This window comes from Rhodoferax sp. AJA081-3 (genome assembly GCF_017798165.1).
Lineage (GTDB): Bacteria > Pseudomonadota > Gammaproteobacteria > Burkholderiales > Burkholderiaceae_C > Allorhodoferax.
The window spans coordinates 4,263,643-4,281,614 of sequence record NZ_CP059068.1; the positions used below are offsets into that span (position 1 = coordinate 4,263,643).

The 17,972-nt window shown below is 61.3% G+C and carries 18 protein-coding genes; 5 read left to right on the forward strand and 13 right to left on the reverse strand.

Going from position 1 to position 17,972, the window contains the following annotated elements; translation table 11 throughout:
- Nucleotides 1–2: 2 nt before the first annotated feature.
- From HZ993_RS19955 to HZ993_RS19965, 3 genes are all read right to left on the reverse strand, one after another.
- Complete coding sequence (locus tag HZ993_RS19955; RefSeq protein ID WP_209394452.1) at nucleotides 3–539, reverse strand: zf-TFIIB domain-containing protein; 537 nt, start codon at nucleotides 537–539, stop codon at nucleotides 3–5.
- Between the two features lie 20 nt (nucleotides 540–559).
- On the reverse strand, nucleotides 560–2,611 hold the full coding sequence (locus HZ993_RS19960) for a flotillin family protein (RefSeq protein WP_209394453.1): 2,052 nt from the start codon (nucleotides 2,609–2,611) through the stop codon (nucleotides 560–562).
- An 86-nt stretch (nucleotides 2,612–2,697) separates the two neighbouring features.
- Nucleotides 2,698–3,327 (reverse strand): ubiquinone biosynthesis protein, encoded by a 630-nt coding sequence (locus HZ993_RS19965; RefSeq protein WP_209394454.1) that lies wholly within the window; start codon nucleotides 3,325–3,327, stop codon nucleotides 2,698–2,700.
- A gap of 188 nt (nucleotides 3,328–3,515) precedes the next feature.
- Here HZ993_RS19965 and HZ993_RS25125 point away from each other — a divergent pair, with 188 nt between their 5' ends.
- Nucleotides 3,516–3,821 (forward strand): DUF4124 domain-containing protein, encoded by a 306-nt coding sequence (locus HZ993_RS25125; protein ID WP_209394455.1) that lies wholly within the window; start codon nucleotides 3,516–3,518, stop codon nucleotides 3,819–3,821.
- Between the two features lie 81 nt (nucleotides 3,822–3,902).
- Here the strand turns inward: HZ993_RS25125 and HZ993_RS19975 are convergent, their stop codons facing one another.
- Genes HZ993_RS19975 through HZ993_RS19985 form a run of 3 tightly spaced genes read right to left on the reverse strand, consistent with a single transcriptional unit; the run spans nucleotide 3,903 to nucleotide 7,454 of the window.
- Nucleotides 3,903–4,556 carry a hypothetical protein gene (locus HZ993_RS19975; RefSeq protein WP_209394456.1) on the reverse strand — a complete coding sequence of 218 codons (654 nt, stop codon included), beginning with the start codon at nucleotides 4,554–4,556 and terminating at the stop codon, nucleotides 3,903–3,905.
- A gap of 32 nt (nucleotides 4,557–4,588) precedes the next feature.
- Nucleotides 4,589–6,274 carry a VWA domain-containing protein gene (locus HZ993_RS19980; RefSeq protein WP_209394457.1) on the reverse strand — a complete coding sequence of 562 codons (1,686 nt, stop codon included), beginning with the start codon at nucleotides 6,272–6,274 and terminating at the stop codon, nucleotides 4,589–4,591.
- 16 nt (nucleotides 6,275–6,290) lie between these two features.
- Complete coding sequence (locus tag HZ993_RS19985) at nucleotides 6,291–7,454, reverse strand: substrate-binding domain-containing protein (RefSeq protein ID WP_209394458.1); 1,164 nt, start codon at nucleotides 7,452–7,454, stop codon at nucleotides 6,291–6,293.
- 30 nt (nucleotides 7,455–7,484) lie between these two features.
- Between HZ993_RS19985 and HZ993_RS19990 the strand changes: the two genes are divergently transcribed.
- Nucleotides 7,485–8,306, forward strand: a complete 822-nt coding sequence (locus tag HZ993_RS19990; RefSeq protein ID WP_209394459.1) for a hypothetical protein — start codon at nucleotides 7,485–7,487, stop codon at nucleotides 8,304–8,306.
- A 55-nt stretch (nucleotides 8,307–8,361) separates the two neighbouring features.
- Here the strand turns inward: HZ993_RS19990 and HZ993_RS19995 are convergent, their stop codons facing one another.
- The 5 genes from HZ993_RS19995 to HZ993_RS20015 all read right to left on the reverse strand — a co-directional run bounded on the left by HZ993_RS19995 (nucleotide 8,362) and on the right by HZ993_RS20015 (nucleotide 12,484).
- Nucleotides 8,362–8,817 carry a YiaA/YiaB family inner membrane protein gene (locus HZ993_RS19995; RefSeq protein WP_209394460.1) on the reverse strand — a complete coding sequence of 152 codons (456 nt, stop codon included), beginning with the start codon at nucleotides 8,815–8,817 and terminating at the stop codon, nucleotides 8,362–8,364.
- Between the two features lie 31 nt (nucleotides 8,818–8,848).
- Nucleotides 8,849–10,048 carry a toxic anion resistance protein gene (locus tag HZ993_RS20000; protein ID WP_209394461.1) on the reverse strand — a complete coding sequence of 400 codons (1,200 nt, stop codon included), beginning with the start codon at nucleotides 10,046–10,048 and terminating at the stop codon, nucleotides 8,849–8,851.
- A gap of 13 nt (nucleotides 10,049–10,061) precedes the next feature.
- Complete coding sequence (locus HZ993_RS20005; RefSeq protein WP_209398632.1) at nucleotides 10,062–10,895, reverse strand: DUF2145 domain-containing protein; 834 nt, start codon at nucleotides 10,893–10,895, stop codon at nucleotides 10,062–10,064.
- Nucleotides 10,895–11,341, reverse strand: coding sequence for a hypothetical protein (locus tag HZ993_RS20010; protein ID WP_209394462.1), 447 nt, complete (start codon nucleotides 11,339–11,341; stop codon nucleotides 10,895–10,897). Before HZ993_RS20010 ends, HZ993_RS20005 begins: the two co-directional genes overlap by 1 nt.
- A 180-nt stretch (nucleotides 11,342–11,521) precedes the next feature.
- Nucleotides 11,522–12,484, reverse strand: a complete 963-nt coding sequence (locus HZ993_RS20015; RefSeq protein ID WP_209394463.1) for a LysR family transcriptional regulator — start codon at nucleotides 12,482–12,484, stop codon at nucleotides 11,522–11,524.
- 125 nt (nucleotides 12,485–12,609) lie between these two features.
- Here HZ993_RS20015 and HZ993_RS20020 point away from each other — a divergent pair, with 125 nt between their 5' ends.
- A complete protein-coding gene (locus HZ993_RS20020) occupies nucleotides 12,610–13,098 on the forward strand; it encodes a DUF2917 domain-containing protein (protein WP_209394464.1) in 489 nt (162 codons plus the stop codon).
- Here the strand turns inward: HZ993_RS20020 and HZ993_RS20025 are convergent.
- Nucleotides 13,095–14,474: a CoA transferase gene (locus tag HZ993_RS20025; RefSeq protein WP_209394465.1), complete on the reverse strand. Its 1,380-nt coding sequence runs from the start codon at nucleotides 14,472–14,474 to the stop codon at nucleotides 13,095–13,097. The two genes, HZ993_RS20020 and HZ993_RS20025, sit on opposite strands and share 4 nt — an antisense overlap.
- 74 nt (nucleotides 14,475–14,548) lie before the next feature.
- On the opposite strand from HZ993_RS20025, the gene HZ993_RS20030 reads away from it, so the two are divergent.
- Nucleotides 14,549–16,252 carry a M14 family zinc carboxypeptidase gene (locus tag HZ993_RS20030; protein ID WP_209394466.1) on the forward strand — a complete coding sequence of 568 codons (1,704 nt, stop codon included), beginning with the start codon at nucleotides 14,549–14,551 and terminating at the stop codon, nucleotides 16,250–16,252.
- 74 nt (nucleotides 16,253–16,326) lie between these two features.
- Complete coding sequence (locus HZ993_RS20035) at nucleotides 16,327–16,689, forward strand: hypothetical protein (protein WP_245213704.1); 363 nt, start codon at nucleotides 16,327–16,329, stop codon at nucleotides 16,687–16,689.
- Between the two features lie 6 nt (nucleotides 16,690–16,695).
- On the opposite strand, the gene HZ993_RS20040 is transcribed toward HZ993_RS20035, so the two are convergent.
- Nucleotides 16,696–17,970, reverse strand: coding sequence for a PilT/PilU family type 4a pilus ATPase (locus tag HZ993_RS20040; protein WP_305847089.1), 1,275 nt, complete (start codon nucleotides 17,968–17,970; stop codon nucleotides 16,696–16,698).
- Nucleotides 17,971–17,972 lie beyond the last annotated feature (2 nt).

The following is a 17,972-nucleotide window of genomic DNA, read 5'->3' on the forward strand; positions in this document are numbered from 1 at the left end:
GCTTACCAGTCTGCACGCAGCAGCGCGAGCAGTTCATCGCGTTCGGGTTGTGTGTGCAACCACTGCCGGATACGGGCCAACTCATCCATGGTGGCTGCACCATGGCGCTGGCGCAGCACTACCTCGCGGCCCTTGCGTAGTTCTTCGGCTTGCACCTGGCGTTGCCATGCGTCCGTCAAAATTTCATCCAGGCGTGTGCCCATGCCCGCCGCCAACAAGGCCTGCCATTCGCCACCGGCAAACCAGACGGCCTGGCAGGCTGCGCAGCGGTCGACCCGAAAATCGGGCGTGCTGCCGACGCGGTAGCGCTGCATCAAACGGGTGCAGGCGGGGCAATGGCGTGCGCTGTCGTCTTCGGCCGTGGCGGTGGCTGTCGTGGCGGGCTGCGCGGGTGCGGTGCTGCGCCACGCGCGGTAGTCTTCCAGCATCAGCATGTGGCCGTCGCAACTGGTGCAGTGCAGTCCCTTGAGGCCGGGGGCGAGTTCACAGGGGCTGAGTTCGGTGTGTGCAGCACAGCTGCAGTGCAGAGGTTTGTTCATGCTTGGGCTTTCTCTCGGGATCAAGCGTTCTTGTTGCCGCCTTTGCCGTCTTTGCCGGTTTTGTTCAGCAAAGAGGCAATCGCCAGGTCCTTCAGCTCGCTGGAAGAATCGCCCAGTGCGCCGACCAGACGGCCCACGTCGTCCACCATATTGCGGTCGCCGTTCAGGTGGTCCTTGAGCGCGATCTTCAGTGTGTCGCTCTTGGCGATGGCGCCGTCTATGCCTTTGCCAACCGCCAACGCACTGACAAAACTGTCGAAGTAGCTGCCGTCGCCGCCGACCATTTCGATCTTGGCGGTGGCCAGGGCTTTGCCCAGCACCTCGGCCTGCTCTTTGGCAATGGCCGTTTGCGCCTCGATGCCCTTGAGGGTTTCGGTGTGCAGCATTTCCAGGCGCATGCGGAACTCTTCGTGGTCGCGCGTCTCGGGGCTCATGGCTTTCATGGCTTCGAACTTCTCGCGCAGGCCCTTGGCCTCGGCGGAGAAGCGAGCCTGCACGGTTTGTGCATCTGCATCGCCCACCTTAATGGTGGCTTCGGCACCGGCGGTGCGCACTTGCACTTCGGCCAAGCCCAACTTCTCTTTGCCCTGTGCTTCGGCCTCAAACTTCGCTTTCATGCCATTGGCTTCGGCCAGCGAGGTGGCCTCGATGACCTGGGCTTCGGCCATGCCTTGTTTCTGCTTGGCGTCGGCCGTGACCGTCATCACCCGCGCGGCGGCTATGCCAGGTGCAGCGCTAATGGCCTCCATGCCTTCGGCTTCGCGCTTCTTGGACTCGGCATTTTTCTCGGACACCTTGAGGTGGGCGTCGGCCAGGGTGATGTCTTCTGTGGCCTTGTGGCGTGCGCGGCGCTCCTGTGCCTCGGCGGATTTCACCTCGGTAATCATCTTCTGCTCGGCTTCACCCTCGGCCAGGATGATGGTGGATTTTTTGTTGCGCTCGGCCTCAGACACCATACGCAGCTCTTTGATGGCTTCTTCCTGTTCGGCCACGGTGCGGTCCACCACAATGCGTTCGCGTATCACGTCGGCAATGGCCTTCTTCTGCACCTCCAGTGCGCGTTCCTTGTCGATCTTTTGCAGGGCCACTTCCTTCTCGCGGTCGACCACTTCTAGGTCGCGTGCGCGGGTGACCTTTTCTTCTTCAATCGCCACGGCGCGTTTGCGGTTGTTCTCGGCGACTTCTTTCTCGCGCTGCGAGTTTTCGCTTTGCACAGCCACCAGCTGTTCGCCCTGCAGGCGGGCCATTTCGGACTTGGTGCGTTCCTCGGCCTGCACCTTGGCCGTTTCAGCTTCTTCGCGGGCGCGCACCGAAGCCACTTCGCGGCTCTGGCGGGCCTGGGCGTCGGCGGCCTGGCGGTCCAGCTCCAACAGGGTTTCTTGCGTTTCTACATTCTTCTTCTTGATCTGCATCTCTTCGTTGCGGCGCAACTCATTGGTGCGCACACTTTCCACAGCGGTCAGCTCGGTGATCTTCTTGATACCTTGCGCGTCCAGGATGTTGCTGCCGTCCAGCTTGGACAGCGGGGTCTGCTCCAGGTAGTCGATGGCCGCATCTTCCAGCACATAACCCGATAGGTCGTCACCAATCTGGCGAATGATTTCGTCGCGGAAATGGTCGCGGGCCTGGTAGAGGTCCACAAATTCCATGGATTTGCCAACCGTCTTCAGCGCCTCGGAGAACTTGGCGGAGAACAGGTCTTCCAGTGCGTCCTGGTTGGAGGCGCGTTCGCAACCCACACCCTGGGCGACCTTCAACACGTCTTCCGCCGTCTTGTTGACGCGCACAAAAAACTTGACCTTGATGTCGGCGCGAATATTGTCTTTGCAGATCAAACCTTCGCGGCCCGAGCGGTCAATCTCGATGGTCTTGACCGAAATCTCCATCAGCTCGGCCTTGTGGATGACCGGGTAGACCATGCAGCCGGTGAATGTGACCGTAGGTTCGGCGCGCATGGTGTTGACGATGAGTGCGTGGCCCTGCTGGATCTTGCGGTAGAACTTTGCGAACATCGCAAAGAGCACGAAGACCAGGACGATAAGCGCGGCGGCCGAGATGAGGATTGGCTCCATGAGAACTCCCTAACGTGAGAAAAATCGGTTGACTGGTAGAAGACGAATAGTGCGCCTGGAGAATCAGGCTCTGTGCGGAGGCGCTGTCATCCGTCGGCCTCTATGCGGTAGCGTGCGGTCTTTTCTTCGTAGGCGGCGATGCGGGCATGGCTGCCACGCGCCAGTGCATTGGGTGTGTGGGCCCAGACCCGGATGTTGATGTTGGCGCCGCGTTGTGACACCTCGGCCCGGCCGCTTTTTTCATCCACGGTTTGTGTCAAGACCTTGCAGTGCTGGCCTACCAGCGACGCGTTGGTGATGGCGGCATGCGTGACAAACAAACCCCGCAGCGGCTTGAGGATGCGTGCGGCAATGGGCACTGCCAGGGACACACTGGCCAGGGCCAGCAGTGTGCCACCCACGTAGACGGGAATAGTGCCAGGCAGCAGCGCCAGCAGCCACATGGCGCCCATGCAGGTCAGCGTCCACGACAAGAGCACCAATAGGCTGAACACGATGGAGAGCGGCACACCCTGCAAGCCAAAGGCGACGATGATGCCAGCCAGGCTGCCCAAGTCGGGGTCGGTCATGGCGGGGTCGACATCCAGATCCGTTTCACCGGAATCAAAATCGACCAGACCCAGCAAGGCCAGCACCCAGTAGAACGCCACAACGCCCAGCAGGGTGGTGAAGATGGCCGTGGGGAATGCGACGACGGCATCCAGAAAGCTAACCATGTCTCTCCCTTTTTAGAAACCCGGCATGGGGTCGTGGCGCGATATTAGCTGATCGTGCAATGGGCTTTGTGTCGAAGCCAATGTATCTTGCGGGGACTTTTGTCGGCCTTGTCGCCAATTACAATGGCTCAGACTTCAGACGGTTGCAGCGCTTTCGTTGCAATTGCAAACCCTAGGATTACCGGACGATGAGAACTGCAAAGTTTGCATTTTTATGTTTATTGGCGCTATCGGCGTTCGCATCACACGCGCAGTTGAGAAAGTGCACCGGGGCCGACGGTAAGGTGACCTACAGCGATGTGGGCTGTGCGACGGAGAAGAAAGAAGCCGGCCTGCGCGGCGGCACCGTCACCACTATGGAATCGTCTGGCTTGAGACAGTACGCTGCCCAATCACAAGCACCCGTCGCCACGCGGGTTTCAGTGCAAGTTGTAGGCAGTAGCAAAAATACCACCTCGCAAACCAGTCAAACGGGCTACTGGAAGTGCGATTAGCAACTAAGCGTTTATAGAAAAACAGCCTGTAGCCCCCGTCAATCATAGCAACTTAGCTACTAAAGTAATAGCATTTTGCTCTCACCCAATCCGTGGCGGATTGAACTTCTCCTGCAAAAACTGTGAATGGTTCAAGAAAGCCTGCGCGTCCTGCGTGGCCAGGTCCTCGCTGAGTTGCAATACTTTGGCGGTGAGCTCGTCCAGCGTGGCGGTGAAGGTCTCTTGCGCGGTTTGGCCATTGGTCAGGCGCTTGGTCATGGCGAACTGCTGCGGGATGGATAAGTAGGTCTTCAGCGCATCGGGCAGGTAGGTCAGCGCAATGTGGCGGGCGTGGAAGCTTTCTTCCAGCGACAACTGGCCCTTGCTGCGCTCCCATTGGTCCAGCAGGCCATTGAGCTGTTTGCACAATTCCAGCACCTTGGCCTGCAGGCTTGCGGGCAGACGGTTCTGAGGATTGTGGTCCACCAATTGGCGCACCGCGTTCAGCGCGGTCAGCATGCTGGTGCGGGCGTCGCCCTGGTCTTCAAACTCCAGCGCATCCCAGGGTGTGCCGGAGAAATTGGGGAACCCAAACCACATGCCGCCCACACCAAAACCCGCCGCATAACCCAGCACGGCCAGCGCACCCGCCCCAACCTGGGTCAGGCCCAGGCTGCTGAGCACCAGTGCCAGCGTGGACAGCCCAATGCCGCCCCAGTTGGCGGGGGACTGCAAAAAATTACTGATCTTGTTCATGCCTGGGCGGTTGCCTGTGGAGTGCCGGCCATTTATTGGTAAGCCCGTATGTCCTTGAACACGCTGTACAGCGAGGCCTTGCGGGCATCAAACACGCGCCCGCCCGTGGTGGCCACCAGTTCTTTCAGCGCGGCTTCGTTGGCCTCTCCAAACAACACCATGAAGACGGGAATGGCGCGCACGTCTTCGGGCAGGTTGGCATAAGCGGCCTTGAACTGCGCCATGTCGCGGCCCTTGTTGACTTCACCGTCGGTGAACGCCACCACAGAGTATTGGTAGCCGGGGTTCTTCTGGCGCTCCTCGTGCATATTGACCAGGGCTGTCAGCACGGCGTCGTACAGTGCGGTGCCACCGGTCATGTTCAGGCTGTCTGCAAAGTCGCGCACCTGGCCCAGCACCTTTTGTTTGCCTTCGGAATCGGCTTGTGTGGCCAGGCCTTTGCCAGTGGCCGCACCCTTGCCCACGCCCGGCAGCTGGAAGAAAACAGGGCTGTAGACTTGTTCTGAGAAAGGCAGCATCCACACCTTCTCGCGGCTGGTCAGGCGGGCGATGCGGCCGGTCAGCGACGCGTCGTCACCGGCGATGTACTGCAGGGCCTCTACCAACTGCTGGCGCCGGCCGCCCTGGTTCATGCTGCCGCTCACGTCCAGCACAAAGGTGGATGCAATGGGTGTGCGGAATTCGTTCAGGTAGGCGTTGATCAGGCCATCGGCCAGCGCTCGGTCGGTGGAGAAGGGCAGCTCCACCAGCATGCTGTCTTGTGGGAATAGGCTGGCCTGCGCCTTGGCCACTTCGGAATTCACCGGGCGGCGCAGCGTGGTCTTGGCTAGCCAGGTCTGGGCTGCATCGCCCTTGAGGTAGGCAACGACTTTGAGGTATTGCTCGCGCTTGGCGTCGTTGAGCAGCATCAGCGGGTAGTCGGCCGTGGCCACACCTTCGTGCGGGTAGATCAGCGTGAGTTTTTCCTTGAGCTTGCCAGACTGGTTTAGCGACAGCAGCCAGCTTTCGTAGTTGATGAAGGCATTGACGCGGGTGTTTTGCTGCTCGATGAATTTTTCGCTGAGGTAGCTGCTGTTGTCGCCCACCAGTTTGTAGCCCTTGATAAAGCCGGCTATGGCGGCGCGGTCCACGTCGGAGGCGGTCAGCGCTTCGGACTTCTGCGCGGCCGATGCCACCACACCCATCAGCGACATAAAGCCCTGGTTGCTGGTGGCGGGGTTGGACAGTGCGTATTTGAGCTGGCCGCTTTGTGCGGCCTTGGCGATCACATTCCAGGTGACCTTGCGGGCCACCTCGGGCTGGTCCCAGCCCAGTACCTTGGCCTGGCTTTCACTGACGCCCACCACCACGGGGGACAGCATGATTTTTTCCTGCAGCTTGACGCGGCCCTGGCCCTGCGGGTCGGACAACAAATACTTGGCATTGGCGAACCAGGCGGCGTCGGTATTGGCCTGACCCGTCTGCACGGCCTCGGTGCTCTCCATGGTGCCGCCGAACTTGAAGCGCAGCTTAACGCCCGTGGCGTCTTCCACCATCTTCTCCAGGGGCTGGGCGTCTTTTAAATCACTGGTGGCCAGCACGGTGAAGGTGTCGACCGCCGCGGCGGGTGACGCCGTGCTCTTGGCGGGCTCGGTCGGTTTGTCGCAGGCAACCAAGCCCAGCGTCACCAGCAGTACCGAAGCCCAGCGTGTCAGATGATGTTTTTGTCGTGCTTGCATTGCGTATCCCTTTTTTCTATTGCGCCATCTCGCGGGTGATGACGTCAATCATCTCGGCCATCATGTCGAAGCTGGGTGGGTCTATCACCTGGGTCAGACGCTCTTCCACCGCCAGGTTGGTGGCCTTGGCGGCCTGCACAAAGTAGGCGCTGTCGCCGATGCGGAAACCGAAGTCCACCGCCAGCTGCTGCAGCTCGGTGTTGGTGGACAGCAGTTCGCCCAGCTTCTTGGCCCGCGCACTGGCCGCTACAAACACCACCTTGTTGAACAGCGTGGGTTGGGGGTAGACCAGCACCATCCCCGGGCTCAGGCCCTTCTTGGCCATGGCATAACTGACGATCTGGTTCTCGTAGATAAAGGCCATGGGCGTCTTGCCAATGCCAATCGACACATAGTCGTCGAAGTTGCCGTTGACATAGTTCTCTTGATAACCCTGGCGCTTGAACAGGCCAGCCACGGCCTTGGCAGACTTTTGCGCCGTGTCGCGGTCGGTGACCACTTCACCCCCGTTGAAGGCGTAGGTGGTCAGCGCCAGATACATGGCGGCAGAGTTGCTCTTGCGCACGTCGGTGGTGGAGACCAACACACTTTTGTTCACGTCGTAAGCCGTTGCACCCTTGAGGTCTTTCCAGCGTTTCTTGTCCAGCATGAGCTGGGTCAGCTTGGCCAGGTCAACATGCCAGACGCCGGGGCTGGCCTCGGTGGCCATGCCATTGGTGGCCAGAATCTGTGCAATCGGTGCCCAGGACGCAATCACCATGGGTGTGTAAATGGGGGAGTACACCGTGGTGGCGATGTTGGCCTTTTTGGCCGCGTCGCCAATCTGGTTGGCGGCCACCACACCCGACGAGTAAAAGAAGTCTGGCGTTTGCCCGGGGATCACACGCGCCGCCATGTCGCGCGAGCCAATGCGTTGCACGTTGAGTTTGAAGCCGTTGGCCGCTAGCGCCTTTTGCACCCGCGGGTCCTGGAAGTAAGGCTCCACATCCAATGCAATCAGCCCGGAGAGTTCTTCCACTGGCACTGCACCCGTCAGCTTGCCGGCCAAGCCACCCAACACCCCGGTGCTGGGGGCGCCGGACGCGGGTTGCCGCCCGGTCTGGTACACCGAGAAGTAGGCGGCTGCGCCAAAGATCGCCAACAGCCCTACCGTCACAATTGCCTTGCCTGCTTTGTTCATCGGCGCAGTATCGCGCAAAATAGGCCAACTATGAACGACCTCAAGAAGAGTAAAAACTACGCCGTTGCCAAGGGCCCGGTGAACCGCCGCACCAGCGTGGCCGCCCCCGAGACCAAACCGGTGGTTGCACAGGCCGTGCTGCAGCGCGTGAGCATGGCCCACGCCAAGCGCCGGCTGGGCACACCCCTGTCGCAGCGCCTGACGGCGTCTGCCGACGCTGCGGCCCACGGCAAGCTACCCACCGCGACAGCCATTGTTCAGGCCATAGGCGGCACGGTCTGTGCGATGGGTGTTGGCTTGGGTGTCATTCAGAGTTCGGTGCTGCTCATGGGTGGCAGTGCACTATCCCTGGGCGCCGTGGGCATCTGGGCCGCGGTTAGCCGCCGGTCACAGCGTGGTGATGGCGCCGCGCAGCCCCGCGTGACCGTTACAGACCTGGCAGACCCCGAAGCCCTGGCGCGACTGGACGCGGTGATGGAGAAGATGGCAGCCCAAGCACCACAGGCTACCGTGGACAGCCTGGCCCGTCTGAAGGAATCGATTGTGCGGAGTATGGCACTGGTAAGCGCCAGCGCAGAGGAGGGCAGCCTGGCCACCGAAGAGAGTTTGTATTTGCGCGAAGCGGTGCGACGTTACATCCCCGATTCAATCAACAGCTGCCTGCAGGTGCCGCAAAAAGACCGGGCCACATTGGTGATTGATGGCAGCAAACCGGCGCTGGATTTGCTGCACGACCAGTTGTTGATGATCCAGCAGCAACTGGACACCCGAGAAGCCAAACTGACCCAGATCGCGGGTGAAGCGCTGCTGCGGCAACAGCGCTTCCTGGCGTCCAAGGCCAACTCGCATTGAAGTGTCGAGCAGCAGAACGGCGGCGCTCGCTCCAGTTCTACTGCGGTCGAAGCGACTAAAGTGTCGCGGGCTTGGTATCTGGGCTGGCGTTGGCCGCGCGGTCCATCAGATCGGCTTCGTGTTTGTCACGCACGGTCTTGGCGACCGTGAAGGTGCTGCTGACCAGGAACAACCAGCTCACCACCATGAAGGCCTTCTGCCAGTCACCAATATTCATACGCCACAGACCCCAGGCCGTCAGGCTGAAGGCCGCCGCAAAAGCAACCCACACGGTCATCACCCACGAAGCAGTGTCCACTTGCCCGTCGCGGTTGTCCCGGATGGACTTGGCCACGGCAAACGATGAGAAAAGGCAGAAGAACAGGCCAATCGCCAGAAAGGCGCGGTCCAGCTCCTGGCCTGGCAACATCATCACACCAATCGCGCAGGCACCTACGGCCAGGCCGAAGGAGAGCCAGACCTGGGTGCGCCAACCGCCGGTGTCACGTTGCATCACATATTGCGTAGCCATAAAAGTCCCTTTTTAAAAATTGGAGAAATACTCACAGTGCAACCGGACCACTGAGGGCCTGTTTGCTGGCCTCACGGGCCTGTTGTTGCCGGGTGCGGTCCAGGTACTGGTCGGCCCGGGCCAGTTGCTCTTTCATCATCGCGTTGTTCTGGCCCATGACTTCGATGGACTTGGCGCGGAAGTTGTCCATGGCATCCATGGCGCTGAAGGTCTGGTCAAACATTTCCTTCAGCTTCTCGATACCCAGCAGGGGGTTTTGCGAGAACTCGGTGGTTTTCTCTACATGGGTGCCCAGCTGGCGACCGGTTTCGGCGACCAGGTTGTCGATGGAGCTGTTCACACCCGACAACATTTCCATGACCTTGATCTGGTTGCCGGTGGCGCGCGCCACGGTCTGGGCAACCGCTAACGCGCTCATGCCGGTGGTAGCCACGCGGGAGCAGCCGTTCATCATCTCACGGCCGGTTTTCTTCAGCACGTCCAGCGCCAGGTAACCATTGGTGCAGACGGCCTGTTGCGTCATCATGTCCTGCAGGTTTTGCCGGGCGTAGAACAAGACTTCTTGTTGCAAGGCCTTGGCCTTGATGGGATCGGTGGACTGCAGGGCGTCGACCTTGGAGGCCAGCTTGGCATCTAGCTGCTCGGCAAAGTAGATGGCGCCTGCCAGTTTTTGCATGGCTTCCCACAGCTTGGTGCGGGTGGCTTCAATGTCGACCACGTCGCGCTGCATGTCGTCACGTGCGGCATAAATCTGCTGCATGCTTTTCTGCAATTGCGAACCCGCGCTTTGGTACTTGCGGAAATAGGCCTGCAGCTTGTTGCCAAAGGGGATGATGCCCAGAAACTTCTGCGGCTGGAACAGGTCACCCTCTTTGCCGGGGTTCAGTTCATCCAGATGGCCGCGCATGTCCTGGATGGCCTTGAAGGCCGAGCTGTCTTCCACACCGGCGAAGTTGCGCTGCATCAGCCGGCTTTGCATCAGGCTGGAGGCCACCGATACCTCTTCACGGCCCAGTGCAAAGGCGCTGTCCAGCTTGGCCTTGAAGGCCTCGCTTTGCACATCTTCTTTCAGCAGGCCATCCATGAAGCGGTCAACCTGGTCGTCCACCGCCGTTTGGGTTTCCTTGGGCAAGGGGACCGCAGTTTTTGCGACTTCCGCGGGAACTGGCGCGAGGACCTCGGGTGGTGCCAAGGTAAAACTGGGGACTGTGGTTGTGGTGGTTTGGCTCATGGTGTGTTCCTGCCTATGGAGTACTGTGGTCGCGTTTATACCAAACCGCTTGTGTGGTGAGTCCGGTGCGTGTCATCCAGTCAAAGACCGAGTCCACCGTCACGGTTGCAATCTGGTCCGAAAAGCGTTGGTCGGTGGGGTGGTCATCAAACGCGATGTTGGCCGCACCCATGCGCCCGCCCAGCCGTGTCAGGGCACCGATGCGCAGCACCGTGGGCTGGTAGCCGTGGGTCTGCATCCAGCGCTGGGCTTCTACCCGGCCTTCCGATACGGTGGTCTGGCGCACCGGCGCTCGCAGGGCCATGGCCAGTGTCTCCAACGCCCATTGGTTGGATTGCTGGTAACGCTGGCCCCAGGCGTAACTGACCAGGCTATAGGGTTTGTGGTGCAGCTGGGTGGCGCGGGTTTTGTGTTGGATCACATCCATCAGTTGCGCCTGCACTGCCGGTGTGGGCACGGCCCAGGCGGCCTCATAACGCCACAGGTCGTCCATAAAAAACTCCCCCATGCCCTGGCGGTAGATGGCGGAATCGGCTGAGCCACACTGGTTGAGCTTGTGCAACACGCGCCAGACGTGGCCGAACTCGGCGTCCGGTTGGCGGTAGGCAAAGCCCAGGTGGGAGTAACGCAGGCCATATTTGCTCAGGTCCTGCCCGGCACGGGCCAGTACCACCACACCGGCACCACTGGCGTCCAACGCCTGGGCGGTCAGTTGTGCCAGGCGCAGGCCACGTTCCAGCGTGCTGGTCTTGAGGGGTTGTGGTGTGTCGCAGTTGCGCCCGGCCAGGGCAGGGCCTGCAACTGCTGCCACGGCGAGTGCGACTACCAGCGGAGTAGCGCGGCGCATCATGACGTCAAACGGTGGTTGTGCAGCAGGGCGCGGCCCACCGCATTGGGGATAAAGGCCAGCACCTCACCGGCCGCCGATAACACGGTGCCGGCGCCAATGACGCTGACGGTCACCAATGTGCCCACACTGGCCGATGCTGCCACTGCGCCGCCAGACAACACCGACACGCTGACCTGTGAGCCATCGGAGGCGCGCTCCAGCAGGTAGACCGTGCCCGTGGCGCTGACCTCTACCGTGCGGACCACCAGCACGGTGCCGGCGGTGGATAACACCAGTGGCAGTGCCACCACCGCGCTGCCGCCCGCCACCACGGATGCCACGGGCATGGCAGAGACGGCGCTCAGGGCGGAGGCATCGCTCTGTGCCTTTACGTCGAAACTGGCTGTAGCCCCCGTCAATGCTGCACATGCCGCTATCAAATATGTAGTTATTCGGTGTTTCATAAAAATCTGTGCTGGATGGATTGCGTGAGCGGAGGTCGAAGAAATATGGCGCGAGTCTAGGCAGACCGTCCTCTGCAGCCAGTGAAAAGCTGAACCGGTCTAGAAAAATAGCAGCCGGAGTATCGCGATGCAATACTGCAAGCCGGATTCCGTCAGTTCAGACGGTCGACCGTGTTGGGGTCAGGCAGGTACATCACCAATGGCCACCCGCGTCAGCGCGGCCTGGGCCTGCAGCCAAGTGCAGAAGGCCACAATCTCCGGGCGTGCTGCCGAGCGCGGGCCTACGATGAGCCAATAGACCATGGGTGAGTCCAGCCGCATATGGGGCAGTATCTCCACCAGGTCACCACTTGCCAGGCTGTCTGCCACCAGTGGCATGCGCGCCAGCGCCAGGCCCTGGCCGGTGAGGGCAGCCTGCGCGATCTGGTGTGCGTAGTTGAAGTAGAGCCAACGCTTGGGCTCCAGGGTTTTGAAGTTGTGGGTGTCCAGCCAGCGCCGCCAGGTCAGCCACTCCAGGTTTTGGGTGCGGTGTGAATCGCTGGCCTCAATCAGGCCAAAGTGCACCAGGTCGCTGCCGTTCTTGATAACGTGGCCACTCTTGAGCAACCAGGGACTGGCCACGGGCGCGAGTTGTTCGCCAAACAGGCGTACCGCCCCCGCTGGGACCTGGACCGGACGCGCGTAGCGCAAAGCCACGTCTATGTCTGCCGTCTCCATGTCCACCGGCACATCACTGGCGTCTATGCGGATGTCGATGTCCGGGTGGGCGCTTTGAAAGTCTTCCAGCCGCGGGATCAGCCACATGGACGCAAACGAGGCCCAGGTGCTGATGGTGACACTGCGCCGGCCCGCACTGCGCCGTATCAGGCGCACGGTGCTGTCCAAACTCTCCAGTGAAGGCAACACGGTGCGCAGCAACTGGGCGCCTGCGCCGGTCAGTTCCACGGCGCGGGTGTGGCGCAGAAACAGGGGCACCCCCACCTCTTCTTCCATGGCCTGGATCTGGCGGCTGACCGCACTTTGCGTCAATGACAGCTCTTCTGCTGCCGCGCGAAAGTTCAAGTGGCGGGCCACGGCTTCGAAGGCGCGCAGATGGCCCATGGCAATGGGGCGGGTGCGCAAATGGTTCTCTGAGTGGTGCATGGCGCGGGTGGTGTGGTTGCGGTGATTGATGCGAAAAAGGAATGAATAGCTTATCCCGATTTCATTGGACGATCAAGGGTTTTCCCGCGATCATTCAGGCATCAAACGCAACCAAGGAGAGCACCATGTCAAGCAGCCACACACTGGAATTCCAGACATCCCACAGCCAGGACACCGTCCCCGGTTTCTGGAAGTTGGCCCCTGGGCGTGCGCTCAGCCTGCAGCCGCGCCAAGCCGGATTATTGCGTGTGGCCCAAGGCCAGGTGTGGGTCACACTGGACGCCGAACACCAAGGCGCTGGCAACGAACTGGGTGATTACTTTCTGCAAGCTGGCGAGCAAATTGCCGTTCGCCCTGGCCAGCATGTGGTGCTGGAGCCCTTTGCGCCTGCAGAGCAGCAAGCGGTGTTTTTTGACTGGACGCCCAGCCCTGCAGTGGTGCATGCGCACGTCGCCCAAGATGCTGGTGCGGTGACGCAGCCCCTGCGGGACCTGGGCCAGGCATTGGGTCTGGTGGCCCTGGCGCTGCTGCACCTGGGTACCGGCCTGCTGGCCTATGGTCGGCAACTGGTGTCGGGGCGGCCCGTGGTGCAGGCACCGCAACACTGCAGCTAAGACCACACGGGGGCGTGGGTGCCCGGTGGGACGGACGGGCGACTCCACCCTGCGGGCGTGCGTGACAGCTGCGGCGTGGGGCGTACCGCCACCAGCTTGCCAAAGCCTGATGCGTAGGTTTCCATGTAGGGTTGACGGTCGGGTTCAGCCACCGCAAAACCCGACGCCACACGCCCCAGGCCGCGCAGCCAGTGTCCCGTTTGGGCCAGCGATACGCGCACATGCCAGCTTCCCCCTTCTTGCAATTGCCGCGCCTTCGCGGCCGCCGTGGCAAAGGCCATCAGGTAACCACTGGCGTGATCCAGGATTTGCATGGGCAGAGCCTGGGGTTTCGAAACACCGGCCGCTTCGGCCTCCGCCAGGTTGAAGCCCGTGGCGGCCTGCACCAGCGAGTCAAAACCGCGTCGCTTGGCCCAGGGGCCCTGTTCCCCATAGGCCGATAGCGACACCACCACAATGCCTGGTCGCCGCTCCGCCAGCGCCTGGGCGCCATAACCCAGGGCCTGCAGACCACCGGGGCGGTAGCCTTGCACAAAAACATCGGCGTTGGACACCAACGCATCCATGGCCTGCCGCTGGTCTGCTGCACGCAGGTCCAGGTGGCACGAGCGTTTGCCGCGGCTGGTCTCGGCAATCAGGGCGATGTTGGGCAGGTGGGGCGAGTTGACCAGCATCACGTCGGCACCCAGCGCGGCCAAGGTTCGGCCCGCTACCGGGCCTGCCACGATGCGGGTCAGGTCCAGCACGCGTAGGCCTGTCAACGGCAACTGGTCATCGCCCAGTGGGGGCAGTGCCAGCGGCGGTGCGTCACCAATACGTTCCAGCGTGAGCAAGGGTTGCGCCGCAATCGCCAGTGCATGGGGATGGGCATCCCACTCGGCAAAGCTGCGCAGGGCGGATACGACCATGCCGCGGTCGGCGGCGGCATGCTCAAAGTCCAGGGCTTTCCAGGTGCGCAGTGCCTGCTCTGCGTCCTTGCGCTGCGCGGTGGTACTGGAGAGCCCCAACAGGGCCAGCGCGCCATCACGGTGGTGGGCAAAGTTGGCATGCATACGCACCCAGCCATCGGAGCAGGCGTACAGACCCGAGAACGGATCCCAGGCGTCGGGTGTCTGCCCGTCCACACTGAATGCGCCTTCACATTCCAGTGCCGCGTGCAGCAAGTCGACACCCACCCGTTGGCGAGCCTGGCCCCGCACATGGCCCAACTCACATGCTGCCAAAGCCGCGGCAGCAATACTGGTTTGTGCCGCGGTGCCCACGGCAAATGACGAGGGCAAGACCGGCTCTGCGCCGGACAAGTCCACACAGTCCAGGGCCTGTGGCGGCAGGCCGCCCAAGGCCCAGATGCGGGAGAGAATTGCGTTGGCGTCCATGGCGGCTATTATCCCGGCGATCCCTATTTCTGCGCGGTTCACAAGACGGCGCCCCAACCCGGAAAACATCCACCATGGCGCACAACGCACAGGCAGACCTTTACCCCACGCCCTACGAGCAGGGCAACCAGAACCAGACTACGCAATGGAGCGCCTGCATAGCTTTTTACGAGCGGCTTGCCGCAGATTTCCCCGGCATATTGCATTTCTTCCAGATTGGCACGGCGGACAATGGCCTGCCGCTGCATGCTGGGGTTGTGAGCAGCGATGGCGTGCGGGACCGTGCGCAGATCAAGGCGACTGGCAGACCCATCTTTTTCAATAACAACGGCATACACCCTGGCGAGCCAGAAGGCATAGACGCCTGTATGGCCCTGGTGCGGGATTTTTGCACCCAGCCCGAGCGCCTGGCGGCACTGGGCAAGACCGTGTTTCTGTTCATCCCGGTCTACAACGTGGACGGTTGTTTGAACCGCCAGTCCACATCGCGCGTCAACCAGTTGGGCCCCGAGGAGTTTGGCTTTAGGGCCAACGGACGCAACCTGGACCTGAACCGCGATTTCATCAAATGCGACAGCCTGGCGGCGCAGGCCTTCAACCAGTTCTTCACTGCCTGGGACCCGGATGTGATGGTCGACACCCACACCTCCAACGGGGCCGACTACCAGTACACGATGACGCTGATCAACACCCAGACCGACAAGCTGGGAGGTGGCCTGGGCGATTTCCTGCGCGACACCATGCTGCCCGACATCTACACAGCCATGGCAGAACGCGGCTGGCCCACCTGCCCCTATGTGAACCCCATACGGGCCACACCAGACGATGGCATTGAAGACTTTCTGGAGGTGCCGCGTTTCTCCACCGGCTACGCTGCGCTGCACCACTGCATAGGCTTTATGCCCGAGACCCACATGCTCAAACCGTTTGCCGACCGCTACGCCTCCATGCGTACCCTGGTCGAAGTGGTGCTGGCGTTCACGCTCAGCCATGCCACGCAGATACAGGCCCTGCGCCAGACCGCGCGGCAGGCTGCCAGTGCGCAGCGGCGTTGGCCGGTGCTGTGGGCGCCTGATACCAGTCGCCCGTCTGCTTTCACATTCAAGGGGTATGCGGCGGTCTACCGTCCCAGCCTGCTGGGCAACTACAGCCGCCTGGCCTATGACCGCGACCAGCCCTGGGAGCGCGACATTCCTTGGTTCAACCGCTGCACGGTGGCCTTGGAAGTGGCCACACCCAAGCAGTACCTGATACCCCAGGCATGGCGCGAAGTTATTGAGCGTCTGCAATGGAATGGCGTGGTGCTGCGGCGCCTGGAAGCAGGCCAGAGCCTGCAGGCACAGGTCTACCGCATAGGCACGGTGCAATCGCGCGCCAACCCCTACGAGGGCCATATGTTCCACGACAACATGGAGCTCACGGTGCACACCGAGACCATCCAGGCCCAAGCGGGCGATGTGCTGGTGGACCTGGCGCAACCGAATGCCCGGTATGCGGTGGAGACGCTGGAGCCACAGGCACACGACAGTTTTTTCCGCTGGGGCTTTTTCAACAGCGTGCTGGAGAAGAAAGAAGCCTATTCCGACTACGTGTTTGAAGACACGGCGCTGGAAATGCTGCAGGAGGAGCCCGAACTGCGCACACGTTTTGAGGCCTGGAAGCAGGCACATCCCGAGCAGCTTGCCAGCCAGACCGCCGTGCTGGATTTCATCTTCGCCCACGGCAAACGCTTCCACGAACCGGAGTGGCGGCGCTACCCGGTAGTCGGCTTGTTGTAGGCGTATTGCCAAAGGGGTTGTGTGCAGGAGTAGGATGCAGCTAACGACACGTTGGACCTACTTGGAGAATCACTATGGCGAACAAACATGCGGCCACCCCTGCCGCCCCGGAACCGCCTGATGTGGACGATACGCTGCTGGACGGCGATGACATGGACGATGAGGGCGATGAAGGTATTACTGAGGTGGAGATTGGCCAGCTCATGCACCACCCCAACGGCTATTACTGGATCACCCCGGACGGCAAGCAGGAGTTTGGTCCTTTTGACAGTGTGGAGCTGGCCTTGGCCGATATGCAGTCGGCCAGCGAAGAGTCCGCAGAGCCCGGCGAAACCCTGCGGGAGGCGGAGGACGAAATTGGTGTTGCCGACTGGATAGACCCCGACACCGGGGCGCTGGCCGAGGGCCAGTCCACCCCCCATTTTCGGAATGAATAGATAGGCCTAGACAAACCGGCTGTCCACGCCCTTTTCTTTCATCTTCTTTTCCAGCTCCTGGTCTTCCAGTTCGCGTTTGCGCTGTTGCTGTTTCACACGCTCAGCTTCGCGCAGGGCCTCCAGTTCTTCGGGTGTTGGCTCTTTGTCAAATGACAGGGTAGGGCCACTGGCGGTGGCGGGCTCACCGCGTTTGCTCTTGAGCTTCATGGCCAGGCGCAACTCATTGGCCGAGTCGGCATTGCGCAGGGCTTCTTCGTAGCCAATATGGCCATCGTTGTAGAGCTCGAACAGCGCCCAGTCGAAGGTGCGCATGCCCAGCTCGCGCGACTTCTCCATCAGCGCCTTGATCTCGCCAAACGCACCTTTAAAAATGCGCTCCGCAATGGTGGGCGTATTGAGCAAGATCTCAATCGCCGCCTTGCGGCCCTTGCCGTCTTCGGTGCGCACCAGGCGCTGCGAAATGATGGAGCGCAGGTTGGCGGACAAATCCATCAATAGCTGGTTGCGCCGGTCTTCGGGGAAGAAATTGATGATGCGGTCTATGGCCTGGTTGGCGCTGTTGGCGTGTAAGGTGCCCAGGCACAGGTGGCCGGTTTCGGCGAAGGCGATGGCGTGCTCCATGGTCTCGGGGTCACGGATCTCGCCAATCAGAATCACATCGGGTGCCTGGCGCAGCGTGTTTTTCAGCGCATGGTGCCAGGAGTGGGTGTCCACGCCCACCTCACGGTGGCTGACCAGTGATTTCTTGGACACGTGTACGTATTCGACCGGGTCTTCCACCGTGATGATGTGGCCCGCCGAGGTGCTGTTGCGGTGGTCGATCAGGGCCGCCAGCGTGGTCGACTTGCCCGAACCGGTGCCGCCCACCACCAGCACCAGGCCACGCTTGTTCATGATCACTTCTTTGAGGATGGGTGGCAGGTCCAGCTTGTCAAAATTGGGGATCTCGGACGCGATGGTGCGCACCACCATGGCCACGTTCTGCTGCTGCACATACACATTGACGCGAAAGCGCGACAGGCCGGGTATGGAGATCGCGAAGTTGCACTCCATCTCCTTGGCAAACTCTTCCCGCTGGCGCTCGTTCATCAGTGAGTTGGCAAAGACCCGTGTCAACTCGCCAGTGAGTTTCTGGCTGGACAACGGCTGCATGGACCCGTGGGCCTTCATGCTGGGCGGGAAGTCATTCGCAATGAACAAATCGGAGCCTCCAGCCTGGCTCATGGCGGCCAACAGCTTGTGCATGTAGGCGCGGGCTTGTTCTTCCGTGAGGGTGGCCATGG